The sequence below is a fragment of the Bradyrhizobium sp. YCK136 genome, from assembly GCF_044570075.1.
Lineage (GTDB): Bacteria > Pseudomonadota > Alphaproteobacteria > Rhizobiales > Xanthobacteraceae > Bradyrhizobium > Bradyrhizobium diazoefficiens.
Genome location: NZ_CP172425.1, coordinates 84,695 through 101,170 on the forward strand (window position 1 = coordinate 84,695; position 16,476 = coordinate 101,170).

At 59.8% G+C, this 16,476-nt stretch carries 14 protein-coding genes and 3 pseudogenes; 4 read left to right on the forward strand and 13 right to left on the reverse strand.

The annotated features are described in order from the left end of the window. Positions 1-122: 122 nt before the first annotated feature. The 4 genes and pseudogenes from ACFLEY_RS47630 to ACFLEY_RS47645 form a co-directional block, all read right to left on the reverse strand. A pseudogene (locus ACFLEY_RS47630) lies at positions 123-500 on the reverse strand (transposase); the annotation flags it as partial. A 167-nt stretch (positions 501-667) separates the two neighbouring features. After that, positions 668-1,195: a transposase gene (locus tag ACFLEY_RS47635; protein WP_396605021.1), complete on the reverse strand. Its 528-nt coding sequence runs from the start codon at positions 1,193-1,195 to the stop codon at positions 668-670. Between the two features lie 90 nt (positions 1,196-1,285). Next, positions 1,286-2,053: an IS21-like element IS1631 family helper ATPase IstB gene (gene istB, locus ACFLEY_RS47640; protein ID WP_038952109.1), complete on the reverse strand. Its 768-nt coding sequence runs from the start codon at positions 2,051-2,053 to the stop codon at positions 1,286-1,288. 4 nt (positions 2,054-2,057) lie between these two features. Then, positions 2,058-2,663: pseudogene (locus tag ACFLEY_RS47645) on the reverse strand (transposase); the annotation flags it as partial. A 684-nt stretch (positions 2,664-3,347) separates the two neighbouring features. Here ACFLEY_RS47645 and ltrA (ACFLEY_RS47650) point away from each other — a divergent pair. Then, the gene (gene ltrA, locus ACFLEY_RS47650) at positions 3,348-4,589 is read left to right on the forward strand and encodes a group II intron reverse transcriptase/maturase (protein WP_082757280.1); all 1,242 of its coding nucleotides are present in this window, start codon (positions 3,348-3,350) and stop codon (positions 4,587-4,589) included. A gap of 560 nt (positions 4,590-5,149) precedes the next feature. Further along, positions 5,150-6,451: a group II intron reverse transcriptase/maturase gene (ltrA, locus tag ACFLEY_RS47655; RefSeq protein ID WP_038945931.1), complete on the forward strand. Its 1,302-nt coding sequence runs from the start codon at positions 5,150-5,152 to the stop codon at positions 6,449-6,451. 128 nt (positions 6,452-6,579) lie between these two features. On the opposite strand, the gene tnpC is transcribed toward ltrA (ACFLEY_RS47655), so the two are convergent. Further along, positions 6,580-7,698 carry an IS66 family transposase gene (gene tnpC, locus ACFLEY_RS47660; protein ID WP_253575103.1) on the reverse strand — a complete coding sequence of 373 codons (1,119 nt, stop codon included), beginning with the start codon at positions 7,696-7,698 and terminating at the stop codon, positions 6,580-6,582. 507 nt (positions 7,699-8,205) lie between these two features. On the opposite strand from tnpC, the gene ACFLEY_RS47665 reads away from it, so the two are divergent. Beyond that, positions 8,206-10,293 (forward strand): recombinase family protein, encoded by a 2,088-nt coding sequence (locus ACFLEY_RS47665; protein ID WP_049810452.1) that lies wholly within the window; start codon positions 8,206-8,208, stop codon positions 10,291-10,293. On the opposite strand, the gene tnpB is transcribed toward ACFLEY_RS47665, so the two are convergent. Then, positions 10,281-10,589: an IS66 family insertion sequence element accessory protein TnpB gene (gene tnpB, locus ACFLEY_RS47670; RefSeq protein WP_060907863.1), complete on the reverse strand. Its 309-nt coding sequence runs from the start codon at positions 10,587-10,589 to the stop codon at positions 10,281-10,283. The two genes, ACFLEY_RS47665 and tnpB, sit on opposite strands and share 13 nt — an antisense overlap. Continuing rightward, positions 10,586-10,984, reverse strand: coding sequence for a transposase (locus tag ACFLEY_RS47675; protein ID WP_082757285.1), 399 nt, complete (start codon positions 10,982-10,984; stop codon positions 10,586-10,588). Before ACFLEY_RS47675 ends, tnpB begins: the two co-directional genes overlap by 4 nt. A gap of 99 nt (positions 10,985-11,083) precedes the next feature. Between ACFLEY_RS47675 and ACFLEY_RS47680 the strand changes: the two are divergent. Next, positions 11,084-11,392 (forward strand): annotated as a pseudogene (locus tag ACFLEY_RS47680) (transposase); the annotation flags it as partial. A gap of 394 nt (positions 11,393-11,786) precedes the next feature. Here the strand turns inward: ACFLEY_RS47680 and ACFLEY_RS47685 are convergent. The 6 genes from ACFLEY_RS47685 to ACFLEY_RS47710 all read right to left on the reverse strand — a co-directional run bounded on the left by ACFLEY_RS47685 (position 11,787) and on the right by ACFLEY_RS47710 (position 16,308). Then, a complete protein-coding gene (locus ACFLEY_RS47685) occupies positions 11,787-12,845 on the reverse strand; it encodes an EscU/YscU/HrcU family type III secretion system export apparatus switch protein (RefSeq protein ID WP_028154236.1) in 1,059 nt (352 codons plus the stop codon). A gap of 5 nt (positions 12,846-12,850) precedes the next feature. Next, positions 12,851-13,564 (reverse strand): type III secretion system export apparatus subunit SctT, encoded by a 714-nt coding sequence (gene sctT / locus ACFLEY_RS47690; RefSeq protein ID WP_253623235.1) that lies wholly within the window; start codon positions 13,562-13,564, stop codon positions 12,851-12,853. Between the two features lie 182 nt (positions 13,565-13,746). Then, a complete protein-coding gene (sctS, locus tag ACFLEY_RS47695; RefSeq protein ID WP_028154235.1) occupies positions 13,747-14,007 on the reverse strand; it encodes a type III secretion system export apparatus subunit SctS in 261 nt (86 codons plus the stop codon). After that, positions 14,004-14,666, reverse strand: a complete 663-nt coding sequence (gene sctR / locus ACFLEY_RS47700) for a type III secretion system export apparatus subunit SctR (RefSeq protein ID WP_028154234.1) — start codon at positions 14,664-14,666, stop codon at positions 14,004-14,006. Before sctR ends, sctS begins: the two co-directional genes overlap by 4 nt. Next, positions 14,663-15,649, reverse strand: a complete 987-nt coding sequence (locus ACFLEY_RS47705) for a FliM/FliN family flagellar motor switch protein (protein WP_080587060.1) — start codon at positions 15,647-15,649, stop codon at positions 14,663-14,665. Before ACFLEY_RS47705 ends, sctR begins: the two co-directional genes overlap by 4 nt. After that, entirely contained in the window at positions 15,646-16,308 is a 663-nt protein-coding gene (locus ACFLEY_RS47710; protein ID WP_129557675.1) for a hypothetical protein, read from the reverse strand. The genes ACFLEY_RS47705 and ACFLEY_RS47710 overlap by 4 nt, the downstream gene beginning before the upstream one ends. Between the last annotated feature and the right edge of the window lie 168 nt (positions 16,309-16,476).

A 16,476-nucleotide genomic window follows, 5' to 3' on the forward strand; every position in this document is an offset into this window, starting at 1 on the left:
GATTCGCGTCCTCCGTGAATCTTGAGGGTTCTGTGAGGTCGCGTGGCAGGCGCGATCCGCGCGCGCGGTGGCGCGTGCACCTCATAGAGGCCGGATTGAACGAAGCCGCGGCGTTGTGGGCGCTATGACGATAGTGCAGCCGGAGCAACTGCGGAGAAGGCGTCCCTGTCGTCGCCGTGCGTCGGCGAGACATTGATCGGATGTGAGCGGCTGACCTCGATGCCGTCGTCGAATCCGACACCGGCGATGAGCTTCGGCAACTGATTTGTGCCCTTCAATCGACGCCAGGTTTTCGAGGCTGCATCGATCAGCTTGAACACTCTGCACGAAGCTCGGAACTTTGTTGAGCACGTTGACGGTCTTGTGCTGCCAGCAGCGCTGCCGCCGGTGCCGGGAAAGACTTCATCTATCGCCTTCCAGAAGCCGAGTGGGCCATCGCCGACCGCCAGTTCAGGCGCGACCTGCAGTCCGCGCCGGCGGATGTCGATCAGAAGCTCGCGCGCATTGCGTCAGCGTAGAAGTTCCCGAATGATAGGCTGTTGCCTCATGTAAGTTGTAAGCGACGTTCGCGTCCCATTCGCAAAGGTTTGGCGTGGGGATTGCTGTCTGTTGATCAACGTGTTTGCAAATCGTTGGCGGGGGGTATGGAGGCGGCAACGACGGAGAATTACGAGGTGCGGCCGAACGACCAGGGCAGGAGCTCGTCGATCCGGGACTGCGGGTGACCGGTTGCGATCGCTTTGAGCGTCGCTTTCATCCAGACGTAGGGCTCCACGCTGTTGATTTTGCAGGTGGCGATGAGCGAAGCTATGCGCGCCCATGAACGACCACCTTCGTCGTGACCAGCAAATAAACTATTTTTACGCGTCAGAGTCAGCGGCCTGATTTGATTTTCGACGGGATTGGTGTCCATCTCAACGCAACCATCGTCGAGAAACAAGGTGAGGCCATCCCAATGGTTCAGGAGATAGGCGATCGCCTTGCCCATCTCGCTGCCCGGCGACAGGCGAGCGGCTTGCTCGCGCAGAAACCTCTCGAGTTCAGCGACGAGCGGCCGTGATCGCTCGTTACGGGTCGTTTGCCGAGCCGGGGCGTCGGCGCCACGGATCTCCTTCTCGATCGCATAGAGTGCGGCGATGCGCGCGAGAACGGCTTCGGCGATGGGTGAGCCGGCTTTCGGAGTCGCTGCGATGATCTTGCGCCTTGAGTGCCCCGCGGGTCACTTCAAATTCCTCCGGGTGTGGTCAGTCAAATTCCTCCACCCGCGAGGCAGGACAAGGGACTGTTAGTTTGAGTTTGTTTCCCGGGCAAGAGCTTCAGCGGCTTCTTTGAGCCGATAGCTGCGTCCGTCGAACTCAAGCAGATGGCAATGATGCATAAGGCGATCGAGGATCGTCGTGCTCATAGTGTTGTCCCCAAGGTATGCCCCCCAATCCTGCACGACGCGATTGGAGGTGACGATGACGCTGCGGCGCAGTTTGTAACGCTGATGGATCAGGGTCTGCAGCAAAGTGCCGGCGTCGTCGGGGATGGCGCGTGCGAGGAATAGATCGTCCAGCACGAGGAGATCGCAGTCGATGATGGTTCGCAGCCGGACCTCGCGTTGTGCCGGAGAGTTCAGGGCGTAGCGGTGGAAGAAGTCGTCGGTCTCAAGATACTGGACCTTGTGGCTTTGCAGGATCGCCTGATAGGCAATCGCCTTGGCGATGTGCGACTTCCCGGTGCCAGGTTTGCCAACAAGCAGAGCGTTCTCGCCAGCGGCAATGAACGCCAGGGTGTGGAGCTGGAAGCAGGTCTGACGTGGCAGTTTGGGATTGAAGGACCAGTCGAACTCGGCGAGCGTCAGCTTTTCGTCGAGCCCGGATTGCTGGTATCGCCGCTCGATAAGACGGGACTGACGACGGTCCAGTTCATCCTGCAGGATAAGGGAGAAGGTCTCGAGGAAGGGCTGGTTGGCGCCCTGCGCCTGGAGCACGCGCGTCTGCAGCGTGTCGCGGACACCCGACAGGCGCAGCTGTCGTAGGCAACGCTCAATTTCCGGCATGGTCATCATGTGGCTAGGTCTCCAGTTTAAGGTGAGAAGGTGCAGCGGGAGCGCTCGTGGCGCCGGAGTTGGCCGGGGTTGCGCAGGCGACACGAGCGCGGATTGCCGTGGCGTGATCGTCGTGAGCCTCGGCCTGCCGACCATTGTCGTCGGCGTCGCGCCGCACAGCGCGGCTGAAGCTGTTGATTTTGCAGGTGGCGATGAGCGAAGCTATGCGCGCCCATGAACGACCACCTTCGTCGTGACCAGCAAATAAACTATTTTTACGCGTCAGAGTCAGCGGCCTGATTTGATTTTCGACGGGATTGGTGTCCATCTCAACGCAACCATCGTCGAGAAACAAGGTGAGGCCATCCCAATGGTTCAGGAGATAGGCGATCGCCTTGCCCATCTCGCTGCCCGGCGACAGGCGAGCGGCTTGCTCGCGCAGAAACCTCTCGAGTTCAGCGACGAGCGGCCGTGATCGCTCGTTACGGGTCGTTTGCCGAGCCGGGGCGTCGGCGCCACGGATCTCCTTCTCGATCGCATAGAGTGCGGCGATGCGCGCGAGAACGGCTTCGGCGATGGGTGAGCCGGCTTTCGGAGTCGCTGCGATGATCTTGCGCCTTGAGTGGGACCAACTTGCGTCAGGATAAGTCCTGGAAAGGAGGAAGAATGTAGTCTGAAACCTTTCAACGTGACCCAGAGGGTTCGACGCCCTCCCGGCAAAGGCGGAGCCCGCCAGCCGGAAGCGAGTCTTGCATGGGTGACGGCAACGTCACTCGTGAAGCGTAGACAGCGGGTACTGAAGCCCTGTGACCAGCCTCGAAATCACGGTCGTGCTGAAGCCTTCGCCGTGTTGGATCCGGGGGCAGCACTGGGAAAGCCGCTATGGCCAGGCTGACCGGTTCGGCCGGGGTCTCTGAGCAGGGCAAAGGTACGGGATGGGACACCAGGAAACCTGAGAGGTCCCGTTTGTGCCCACATGGGAAAGCCGGCACGGAGCACCGGCCACAGCAACGCTCCAGGCCTGATGACCGACTTGGCGAGCATCGGGAGCGCGCACGCGAACACGAAAACACCAAGGCATGTGGAATCCCGAGGTGAAGACATAAGCCGACGGACGCGCGCGGCGGGGAGTCGTAGCGGCTTCGTAGTACCGAGGAAGGCGGGGAACTGGGCTCACCGGGACCCGCTCGAGGGAAGGGAGCCGTCACGCGTTAAGACCCATTGACGAGAAACACGGGAGGGAACGCTGAGTCCCACGAACCTGTCCACGAAACGACAATGGATAGCCGATCTGGCGAGGAAGAATCCCAAGCGGGTGCTGACCTCGCTGCATCACCTGATCGACTGTGAATGGATGCTCGAGGCCTATCGCCTGACGCGCAAGGATGGCGCGCCCGGCATCGACGGCATGATGGCGACGGACTATGAAGCGAATCTGGAGGCCAATCTCGGTGATCTCCTGGCGCGCATCAAATCCGGACGTTACATCGCGCCGCCGGTGCGACGGCACTACATCCCGAAGGCGGATGGGACCGAACGGCCACTCGGCATCCCGACATTGGAAGACAAGGTGGCACAGCGGGCGATTCTCCTGCTGCTGGAGCCGATCTACGAGACCGACTTCTTGTCGTGCTCGTACGGCTTCCGACCGGGACGATCGGCCCATGATGCCCTACATGCCCTGCGTAATGGGTTCATGGAGCAAGGGCTGCGCTGGGTGGTGGACGTCGACATCTCGAAATACTTCGACACCATCGACCACGCGCACCTGCGCCGATTCCTCGACCAGCGAGTCACGGACGGCATCGTCCGGAGGATGATTGATAAATGGCTGAAGGCAGGGGTGCTCGAAAAGGGCGTCCTACGCCGCACGACTGGCGGAACGCCCCAAGGCGGCGTGATCTCGCCACTGCTTGCAAACATCTACCTGCACTACGTGCTGGATGAATGGTTCGAGCAGGTGGCGCGACCGCGGCTCAAAGGTCGATGCCAACTGGTCCGATACGCTGATGACGCGGTGATTGCCTTCGAGGACCACCTGTCCGGCAAGCGATTGCTGAACGTGCTGGATAAGCGGCTCGGTCGGTATGGGCTTCAACTCCATCCGACCAAGACCCGCTTCGTAGACTTCCGGTTCAAGCGCCCGGGTGGGCGTCACCCCGCGACGGCGGGGACCACATTCAACTTCCTTGGCTTCACCCATGTGTGGGGTCAATCGAGGAAGGGTAAGAATGTCGTCCGACAGATAACGGCGAAAGACCTGTACGCCCGCGCGCTGGCTTCCGTGACGGAATGGTGTCGGCTTAACCTGCATCGCCCGTTCCGGGCGCAGCACGCGCACCTGTCGCGGGTGATCCGGGGGCACTGCGCCTACTACGGCATCTCCGGCAACGGCCGACGGATCAGATGGTATCACCACCAGATCACGCGGATATGGAAGAAATGGCTCGCGCGGCGTGGCCGCCACAGCAATCTGCCGTGGTCGCGCTTCCGGGCCATGCTCGCGCGACACCCGCTGCCGACAGCCAAGATCGTCCACCAATATGCCGTCCCGTGAGCGAAGCTTACGCGTGAAGAACCGGATGCGGGTAATCCGCTCGTCCGGGTGTGTGTCCAGCGAAGGCTGGCATGTTCAGCAGGAGACAAACCTGCCGGGGTAGAAGTCAGAGCCCCGTAGTTTGGATAGCAGAGGTGATGGAAACTGAAACTCTGAAGCCTATCGACAAAGTCTCCCCAGGGGAGGCTACGAGTCATCGGGCCGTAATAAAAGTGAACGCGTTGTGGCCTCGAAAGTGAGTATCCCCGAGGGCCGAGCCTTCAACCGGAGGGCGAAGGCAGCATGAGCAACTGAAGACTGACCGATACGGATGTTCACCTCGGCGGGGTGGAAGCGACAGCACGGTGACAAGGACATGCTGAGCAACTGGAGAAGCCCTCCTCGTCCCGACGCGAAATCGTCGGAGCAAGGTAGGCCGTATAACCGGCGAAACCGGGAAGTCGGCCGAAGACGAGAGGGTGGCGGCCGGGTCCGGAGTAGCAATGAAGCGGAGTAATATCCGTGGAGCCAAGGGACCCTGCCATTTGCAATGTCTCCAACATAGGGAAGGCAAGGACGAGATGACAAAGGCGTCCATTGATTTGCAGGACCTGAGGCGGAGAATATACGTCAAGGCAAAGGCTGAACCGTCCTGGCGGTTCTGGGGACTATACGTCCACGTCTGCAAGATGGAGACCCTGCGCGCTGCGTATGAGATGGCCAAAGAGAACGATGGAGCACCGGGAATAGACGGTGTCACCTTCGAGGCCATTGAGACGCAAGGCGTGGAAGCTCTGCTTGAGCAGTTACGGGACGAACTGATCGGGCGCACCTACCAGCCACTTCCCGCGCGGAGGCAGGAGATACCGAAGGACGGGGGCAAAGTCCGTGTCCTCTCGATTCCGGCGATCCGCGACAGAGTGGTGCAAGGGGCGCTCAAGCTCATCCTCGAGCCTGTGTTCGAGGCTGACTTTCAACCGGGGTCGTATGGATATCGGCCCAAACGGACAGCACATGGCGCCATCAAGCGTGTGGCTGAAGCGATAGTCCAACGGAAGACGCGGATTCTCGACATTGACCTACGGGCCTACTTTGACAATGTCCGGCATGACCGGCTGTTGGAGAAAGTGGCGCGGCGGGTTGATGACGCGCATATACTGCATCTCCTAAAGATGATGCTGAAAGCCTCAGGCAAGAAGGGCGTTCCGCAGGGCGGTGTGATCTCGCCCTTGCTCAGTAATCTCTACCTCAATGAGGTGGACAGGATGCTGGAGCGAGCGCGGGAAGTCACCCGCAACGGCAAGTACACCTACGTCGAATACGCGCGATTCGCTGACGACCTGGTGGTCTTGATCGACGCCTACAAGCGTCATGACTGGCTGATTGGAGCCGTGACCAAACGACTCCGGGAGGAGTTCGCCAAGCTGCAGGTGGAAATCAATGATGAAAAGAGCCGCACAGTGGACCTTGAGCGCGGTGAGTGCTTTGGGTTCCTGGGCTTTGAGTTCCGCTACTTCCGCGGACTAAGCGGAGCGATGCGGCCGCATTACACGCCCAAGCTCAAAAAGCGGACGGCACTGGTGCGGGCGCTCAAAGAGGTGTTCCGCCGACACCGGTCGCAACCGGTTGAACGAGTGATAAACTTGATCAATCCGATGCTCCGGGGGTGGGTGAACTACTTCGCGGTGGGGCATTCCAGCGAGTGCTTCAGCTTCATCAAAGACTGGGTGGAGAAGAAGGTCAGGCGCCATCTGGCGCATGCTCAGAAACGAAAGGGCTTCGGCTGGGAACGATGGAATAGGCGGTGGCTGTACGACACTATCGGGCTGTTCAACGCCTACAGAGTGCGACGCGACGGGCCGAAAGTCGCCCCAGCAGGATAGGTCCCATAAGCGTTGGCGTGAAGCAAATGGGAGCGCGCAGTGCGGGAAATCCGCATGCTGCGTGCGACGTGGAGGGGACTGGAAACGTGGCACGGTCGAGAGGCCTGTCGGCGCGCCAGTCTTCGACCCTACCTGTGAGGGGCGGGGATGGCAACATCCCCGCCTACTCGGCATGCGGCCAGCCGCAGCGGCACGCCGCCTTTGCGCTTGGGCCGTGCGAGCCGATGATAGCCCTGGTATCCGTCGACCTGAAGGATGCCGTCGAAGCCCTCGAGGATGCGCTCAGCATGGTCACCACCGCGTCCTGGCGCGTAGTGGTAGACCACGATTGGTGGATCAGCGCCGCCGTGGCCGCGATCGTCGCGCAGGACAGCCCACAGATAGCCGGTCTTCGTTCGGCCCCGGCCCGGATCGAGCACAGGCGCCCTGGTCTCGTCTATGAACAAGCGGCCCGATTGCTTCATCACGACGCTCATGCGCTCGACCAGCGGCGCGAGGTGGAAGGCGACCGTTCCCATCCAGTCTGCCAGAACGGCGCGATCGATGAAGATGCCATGCCGAGCCAGAACCTGCGACTGACGATAGAGTGGCATGTGCTCGCTGAACTTGGCGACCGCCACCTGCGCCAGCAGCGCCTCGGTGGGGATGCCACCCTCCACGAGATGGGCGGGCGCCGGCGCCTGAGCAACACCGGCGCAGCCCTTTGCGCAGGCGTAGCGCGGTCGCACCGTCTCGATCACACGATACTGGGCGGCCATGACATCGAGACGGCGGGAGCGATCCTCGCCGATCTGGACCATCCGGCCGCAGCCGCAGGGACACTCGAGGTTCTCGGGTTCGATCACCTGCTCGATGCGCGGCAGGTGCGCGGGAAAGGCACGGGCAGCGCGCCTGGTCCGGCGGCTGGACGGCGCCGTGCCGGCGCGGCGCGCACGATCGTCCTGGCGTTCCTGGACTTCGGCGATGGCAATCTCGATGTCCTCGAGAACCAGTTGCATCTGATCGGGATTGAACTTCTCCGAGCGTTTACCGAAACGTGCGCGCTCGTACTCCTTCACGAGCAGTTCGAGGCGTTCGACGCTCTCTTTGGACGCAGCCAGTTCACTCTCGACATGAAGGCGCGCCGAGCATTCATCGTCTGCGCGACGACGCTCGGCTTCAATCATCGCTTCCTGCGCGCGGAAGAGCGCGCGCACATCGGCGGGCAGCGCTGCAAGACGGGCGGGATCAATGGGGGACGGCGGCACATCCGCAAGCTATCATCCCAAAGCCCCGCGCGAAACAGGTTGTCGGGTCTGAGTCAGTTCGCCGCAGCTGGCGTCGCGACAATCCGTTCGCCCACTCGCTTCCAGTTCAGCCCTTCAAACGAGGGGATTGAGGAATGTCCCTGATAGTGAGTCTGACGAATCATTTCCGGAGGTGGTCGAGGTTCGGGACCCCCACCATCCTTTGTGGGGGCGCTCATATCGAGTGATTAGGAAGATCGGTCAGCGAGGCCGAGGCATTCCCGCTTCGTATGAAGTTGAGTATCGCGCAGGAAGCAGTCTTCTGATTCAAGCAACCGCAATCGAATATTATGAGCAAGAGGCAAATCAGATTAAGCTGAGTATGGAGGCTCTACTCGAGCTTTTATCGACAGCGGATTGTCCCGACGCACATGAGCATGGATCCAGCCGATCTTTGGTCGACGCTGACGCCCGCGCTCCGACGCCAGATCGTCGAAGACGTCGCCGCAATTTTGGCGGAGATCCCTCATGAAGTCCGAGCTGGTCACACCAAGCCACTTGGCGCGCAAAGCCGTAGTCTACATCCGGCAGTCGACGCCCCATCAGGTCGTAAGCAATCAGGAGAGCCTGCGCCTTCAATACGCGCTTCGCCAGCGCGCCCGCGAACTCGGATGGCGTGAGGCGGCCATCGACGTGATTGATGCCGATCTCGGGTTGAGCGGCGCGTCTATAGCACAGCGTAACGGCTTCAAGGAACTCGTTGGCCGTGTTGGCCTGAGTGAAGTGGGACTCATCCTGTCGATCGACGTGACCCGCTTGGCGCGTAATTGTACCGACTGGTATCCGCTCCTGGATATCTGTGGTCTACGTGGCTGCCTGATCGCCGACCGCGATGGTGTCTATGATCCGGGCACTCCCAACGGACGGTTGCTTCTCGGGCTGAAGGGTTCGATCTCCGAGCTTGAGCTACATACGATCCGCAGCCGGCTGACCGCCGGCCTGCTGGCCAAAGCCGAACGCGGCGAACTTGCGGTTATGCTGCCAATCGGGCTGATGCGGGACCCGAGCGGTGTGGTCGTTAAGGATCCCGACATGGCCGTGCAAGGGCGGCTCGGTCTCGTCTTCCAGTTATTCCTGCAGCTGCGCAGCGTTGCCAAGGTCATGCGAGCGTTGAACGAGCGTGACCTGGAACTGCCGCGTCGTGATCGATATGGCGATTTGTGCTGGACGCGCGCGACGCTGGCTGCCGTCGCGGCGATCTTGAAGAACCCCGCATACGCGGGCGCCTTTGTCTATGGACGAACCCGCTTCCGGCCGCCGAAGCGGGAGGGGGCCCTGCCACAAAAGGCTCCGCGGCCGATGGAGGAGTGGCGGATCGTCGTTAAAGATCGATATCCAGCCTATATCGACTGGCCAATTTATGAAAAAATCCGATCCGTCATCAGAGATAACCGAGCCGAATACATGCGCATCAAAACCCGCGGCGCGCCTCGCAATGGCGAGCTCCTGCTCCACGGCATTGCCTGGTGCGCACGATGTGGCCATAAGATGTACGTCCGCTACAAGGGCGGCGGCGAATATGTATGCAATCACCTGCGTACCCAGGAAGGTCAGCCAACCTGCCAACACATCCGCGCCGCCCATATCGATGCAGCCGTTGGCGACGCATTCCTAACCGCACTAGCGCCGGCCGAACTCGATGCCTTGTCGCGCTCCCGCCGGGTGCAGCAGCAGACGAACAATGCGCTACGCTCCAGTGCAGAACGAGAGCTCGAGCGCAAGCGATACACGGCGGCGCTCGCCGAACGGCAGTTCAACCGAGCTGATCCAGATAATCGGTTGGTCGCCTCGGAACTCGAGCGTCGATGGGAAGCGGCGCTAAACGACGTGCGCGCCGCCGAAGAGGCGCTTGCCCGACAGACGCCGCCCAAAGCCATCACACAAGTGGCCATAAGCAAGGAGCTCAACGACAAGGTCATCAGCCTCACCGGCCGCCTCCCGCAGATATGGGGTGACGAGACCATCTCGGATGCGCATCGCAAGGCGTTGTTGCGATGTCTCATCGAAAAGGTCGTTCTCGACCGCGGTGAGCGCGACTTGGCCCTGGCTAGGATCGTCTGGCGGGGAGGCGCCGTGACGGAGCTCGAAGTGAAGATGAGCGTCAACTCCGTCACCAGATTGACGCGAGGCACAGAGATGCGGGAACGCCTTCTGACGCTCGCTCGCGACGGCGTCCCAGACGACAAGATCGCCACAATCCTTACTCGGGAAGGTCACCGCTCTCCCCGTTGCGCCGATAAGGTGCTGCCTATCACCGTTGGGCGGCTCCGTCGTGCCGCCGCCATCAAGGTAACTGCCCAGCGCAGCCGATGGGAGCATGACGACTCATACCTCAGCCCGCCCGAACTGGCCCGAAGGCTCGAGATTCCAGTAAACTGGCTCTATGTTCAGATCCGAACCAAGCGTTTGCTAATTGATCGCCAGCCCAGCGGCGCCTATCTCTTCCCGAATACACCATCCGTTCTTCACGCCATCGGAGACCTTCGAAACCACGTCATCGCGCAACTTGATCTAAGAATCTGTCAGCCTAACAAGGAGGGGCATCAACATGGGTGATCGAACAGCGCTTCGAACTGCACGCGCGTCAGATGCATGACGCCGTCGCTGATCTGCGGCCACTCGAAACGACCATCGCGGCCAAGGCGCTTGTAGACCAAAACGAGGCCCGTGCCGTCCCATAGCAAAATCTTCAGCCGGTCGGCGCGCTTCGAACGAAAAACCACGATCAGGCCCGAATGCGGATCGAGCCCAAGCGTGTTTTGCACAAGACCGGCCAGCGCGTCGTGCCCGCACCGGAAGTCAACAGGACGCACAGCAAGCACAATCCGCAGTCCCTGCGCCGGAATGATCATGCGCCGCGCTCGATCGCAGTCACGATCTCCGCGATCCGCACCGCCGACACGTCCGCATCCAGGCGGACCGAAACCTTGCCAATCGTAATCTCGACGGGCCCCTCGCTCTTGCCTGACGCCGCTGGATCGCTCAGCTCGATCGACACGAAATCCGCCGCGTCGTCCGTGACCAATGCGAGCCGGCCAGCACGCGCCAATCTGCGCCACCTCGTCAACTGCTGGGCCTTCACACCATAACGCCGTGCGACATCACATACCCGGGCGTCGGGCTTCATGCTCTCGAAAACAGCGCGCCCCTTGATCTCCGCAGACCATAACCGGCCTCCAGAACGCGTCCGGCGCGTAAGCTTCCCTACAAAGCCATCAGCTTCGGCTTCCTCCCCCGATTGTTCCATCGCCTTCAGTCTCCTCTTGGCTCTCTGACCAGCCAAGAATCGCAGAGCGAAAGCCGAAGCGAAACCAGTCAATCAAATGGGAGAAAAGCTCCGCTTACGATTTTCAACACGGATCAGGGCAGCCAGTTCACCAGCCTCGAGTTCACCGATGTGCTGCTGGACGCGAAGATCGCCATCAGCATGGACGGCAAGGGCGCCTGGCGCGACAACGTGTTTGTCGAGCGGCTCTGGCGCACGGTCAAATACGAAGAAGTTTATCTCCGCGCCTACGACAGCGTGTCCGAGGCGCGAGCGTCAATTGCCAAGTATCTGGCCTTCTACAATCAGGGACGCCCTCACTCGAGCCTTGACGGGCGCACGCCCGACGAGGCTTACTTCGGCACGCAAGCTATGGTGATGGCCGCATGACCGTCGCCGACGGTTTTGTCGTCGCTCTGGTCGGGCTACGCCCTCCCGACGCAACGACAAAACCGTAAAGCCCCGCGTTCAGCATAACCCGGCAGGAATCCACTTAAATCCAGCGGGGCGCTGTCCAAACAACCGGGGCCAGCTCTGCACCCGCCTCAATACGCCGCCTATCTCAGTCCGTCATCACCCACTTTCCCGCATAGCTCCCAGCTGGATGATCTCGGCCTTTTCGGAGGCGGGATATCTCATGCCTCGTCCCCCCCCATCGAACAAATAGATATTCGTTATGAGGCAATATCTGTGCCTACGGCTGGCGGGAGAACCGCAGGTCAGTCAGACCGGCGACATGTTTCCGGCCGTTGGAAACTGCGATCCACGATCAACGTCACTGACGTCAGGACCGATAAGAGGTCTCAGCCGCCAGGTTTCCGAGCGCCCGCAGAACCGTCCCGAGAGGCACAATCAGGTGTGATGGAATATACTCATCCACCAGGCCGTCCTCCAGGAGCGCGCGCGCCAGCGGAATGTTTCGCATTACCGGCACTCCGGCCTCGGCCGCGGCATCAATCATTTGCTGCGCCAAGAAATCGGTGCCGATGGCGTCGATCATGGGCAGCGGGGTTCGCTGTCGATCGTAATAAATCGCCACTGCAATATGTGTGGGATTGGTGATCAGTACGGTCGCTCGACGCGACTGCCCAATTGCGCCCTTGGCCAACAATTGCGAATGGAAGTGCCTGCGTCGGCCTTTGATCAGAGGGTCGCCTTCATTTTCCTTGGATTCTCGTTTCACTTCGTCCAGCGACATCAAATTCTTGTTCGTGAACTGCCATCGCTGGAACGCAAAGTCCGCAATTGCCACCACAAGGTAGCTCGCCCCCACATAACTAGCGATCCGGAGCAGCAGGTTGCTCGTCACCGCACTTAGGCACGATATGCCACAACTCGGCGTCCACACAAGCGCATGTACACCTTGGCGCAGTACAAGCATTATGACGAGGCCAAGTATCAGAACCTTCACGATCGCCTTACCCAGATCGACGAGATTCTGCAGCGAGACTATCCTTCTCACGTTCTCAGCGGGGTTCAGCTTCTTGAGTGACGGCGAGACAGCTTCGGGCGAGAAAATCGCCCCGTTCTGCACCGCGTTGGCGACTACGCCGATGACCAGGACCACGCCGAGGAACGGAGCCACCATGCTTTGTACTTCACCGATATAGAACTCGAGGAGTCGTTGGCTGACAATTAGGAAGTCCTCTTCGAGAAATGATACGGGCAACAGCATCGTTGCCTCAAGTCGATCTATTAAGCCAGGCAAAGAGATGAAGAACAGCGCGAAGAACCCAATGGTCACCGCCGCCGACACGACTTCCTTACTGTGAGGGACCTGGCCCTTCTTGCGCAGATCCCGCAGCCTCTTGGGGGTCGGCCTTTCAGTTTTTCTACCGACCACGACAGTCACCTGACGATACGATTGAGGATCGCGACAGGTGACGGCATATGCTTGTCGGCGCTGGTCAAAACAATCGTGAGCGAGAGAATCAGCAGCAGAAGGGCGACTGCGCTCTTGACCGACATAGCGAGAAAGAAGACATCCAGTTGCGGTGCGAACCGGCTGATTAGTGCCAACCCCAATTCGCTGAGAAACATCGCCACGATGGCTGGACCGGCGAGAAGCAACGTCAGCCGCATCACGAGGTCTGCAAGATCTAACACACCAGTGACGAAGGTTAGACCAAATTCAGGATAAAAGCTCCACAGCGGCCAGATCTCGTGGGAGCGATAGAGGGCTTCCAGCAGTTTGGAAAAGCCGCCGCTGACGAGCAGCCATGTAGCGTAAAGCTGAGCCAGGAAGATCCCAAGCGGCGAGTCCGGACTGACGCTTGCCGGGCTCAAGAGGCTTGTCATTGTGGCCCCCCTCTGGTGGTCAATGAACGTGCCTGCGGCTTCCACACCCCACATAGTCGCGGCAATTGGCATGCCTAGGACGCACCCGAGCAAGAGTTCCTTGAGCCCCAGGCCCAGCACCGGCACCAGACGTGTGATATCGAGGTCCGCAGGCCTCGTTGCCCAAGCAAACACCATTACCGGGAGCGCCAATGCCATGATCACGCCGTTGCGCGCCAACGCCGTCACCATGCCGCGTCCCAGGAACGGGATGACCAACATCATCCCTGTCACACGCGCCATCGCAAGCGCAAGAACAATAAGAAATGTATGCAGGTGAGCCGGATTAAGTGGCGACATGGAATGCATTAGTCAAGCGCATAGACAGCGAGTTGGCGGCGGTCGCTCTTGTTGCGTGCCGCGCGGGCGAAGAGAGGCAATCGACCGGGCCCCTGGGGCCTTCAAACTTATATCCGGGCGATTTGATCGAAGATGCTCGCCGTATACCGGCTAAGTTCACCAAACCAATTCGCGGTGGCGGCCAGTGTCAGGCTCACGCATATCAGCTTCACCGCGAAGGAGAGTGCCTGCTCCTGAACTTGGGTCAGAGCTTGCACCACACTGACGATCAATCCGACGCCTGTAGCGACGAGGACTGTAGGCATCGAGAGGATAAGTGTCAGTTTGAGCGCGCCAATGGCGATGTTGGTGAGTGTGGCGGTATTCATGGTGCTGCTCCTGCGTAGGAGAAGATGAGGCCATGAATGAGGCGCTGCCACCCATTCACGGCAACGAACAAGAATAGCTTGAATGGCAAGGATATGGTCATTGGCGAAACCATCATCATGCCCATTGCCAAAAGGATGTTCGACACGACGAGATCGATGACGATAAACGGCAGAAACAATAAGAAGCCGATCTTGAACGCGTCTTCCAGTTCGGATGTGATGAAGGCCGGAATCAAAATCATGAATTCGTTGCCCATTATGGCGGCGGCGTCCTCCTTGCTCCACAATCCCCGAGCCGCATTGACGTAGAATTTCCGTTCCCGTTGCGACGCATTCTTCAAAAGAAAGTTGCGAACTGGCTCAGTAGCTAGCGTTACCATTGTCTCTAATTCGCGGAGATCTTGGGATGCGATTGGCTTGTCCCGCACGGCTTCATACGCAGCTTTAGCCACTGGCTGCATGATGTAGGCCGAGAGCAGGATTGCGATCGCATTCAGCGCCATGTTCGGCGGAATGTTCTGAACGCCGAGAGCATTGCGAATGAGCCCAAAGACGACGACGAGCTTCACGTAAGAGGTGACGGTAATCGCAACGAAAGGGGCGATCGCAATGGCGGCGAGTAGGACGATCAGCGTCGCGGGATCAGGCAGCCCCGTCATCGTTCTGCTCGGGCTAATCGCAAGTCAAGCACGCGCACACCCGTTCGCTCGGCGATGCGCACCAGTTCGCCGGTTGCAACGATCTGGCCATTGACGCGCAAGCTGATATTGGTCGTGGCATCAAAACCAAGATCCAGCACCTGGCCGATTGCCAATTCGCGAAGCTGCCTGAGGGGCATTGTCAGGCGCCCAGCATCCACATCAACGGGAAGATCAATGCTGTCGAAGGTTTCCGGTGGAAGCAGATCCGGTCTGTCCATCATACAGTCCACAGCTGAAAGGACGGTAAGGCGGCCATTGCAGATCGAGGCGCGAAAGCAAGGATCGCCAGAGAGGCATAGGAGAACAGTTATGATGCCGTCATTGCCGACCGGGGTGGTATCCAGCAGGATGACGTCACCTAACGCGAGTTGATGCAGATCCGTCGAAATAAGGCTGATGCGCTCGACCAGCAGAACGAGACAAACGGGCAGATCATCGAGCGCGGCGCATGCGACCGGAAGCGCAGAGCAGCAGTCGGCGATCCATTGCAGCCCGCTGCCATCGAATTCCACCAGCCCAACGACGTCGTTTGGACGCTCCAAGCGAAGAATCTCAAATGCGTACAGAAACACTTCAGTGGTTTCGGCCGAAGACCAAGTCGGCCGATGTCCACACCATTGTTCCACCTTGATCGCAAGATCTCGGAAGACAATGTCGAACAGGATTTCTCGCAGGCCGTCCCCCGGAGGCAATGCGGCAATTTCCGGCCAATGTTGTACAGCCACCGCCGGAAGGAGCGTCGAGTCAACTGCGACGCGAATCCTGTGGCCGCGTGGGCGCATCACAGCCCGGCAGTAATCTGCTGGTAGGCGCGGAGTTGTCCAGCCTGGCATGACAGCTTCCACGTCGATGCCAGCGATGTTGAAGGGGACTGGCAGACGTGTAGCAAGACGCGAAACGGCGGCAGCCTCACGTGGGTCATAGCAGGGCAGATCGATCACGCGCCCTTCTCAGCTTTGTAGTAGAGCAGTGTCTCAAATCCGCGAGATCGCCGGTTGCTGCCTTGTTCGTCCAACGTTGAGCTGTAGGCGAAGAGGGCCATCACGATGCGCATTTTAAGCTGATCAGACAAATCGCGCGCAAATGCATGGCCATGTACCTGCAGGATAGGCCAAAGCCGCTCGGATTCGATGCAAACCCTTAGGGTGTCATGCTGGCAACTGACGATAACAAACGCATCGCCGAACAATTTGCGGTTTAGCGTGACGTGCACCCCCGTATTGCCGGCATAGTCTCGGCTGACCAGAGCGTGCTCGGCGATCCCCCTGGTCAACTCGGCGAGTTCAACCGATCGTGACAGCTCTTCGGGCGCTCGCCGACGCTGTACAGGGGGGGGCCTGGCACCGATGAACGAGCTGGCGATCAAGGGTAAAGACGCGGCGCTATCGTTTTCGGCCAGATCATGCAGGTCATAGTCGAAAACCTTGCAACCGGGGGCGCGATCGGACCCTTCGCAGGCGTCTAGGGTCGCCTCCTCGATCAGATGCGAGGACCAAGCGTTGCCCCCGGTACGCGCGTGCTCCGGCACCTGGGCCGCCACCGGAATTGAACGACCACGTGGTTGGATGGACGGCATCGCAGCTCTTGTCGCCAGTTGCATCTAACTTCCTCTGCTAAGTGTGACCGCTGTGGGACTGGGGCACCTGGCTCAGCCGCGTTGAAGCGCTCGGCAGGACACACCATTCACCATCACCCCGACTTGGCGAACCACAACAATAGTTTTCACTGGGCGTACGTCTCCACACATCGTATTTGTCGGAACCGAGTT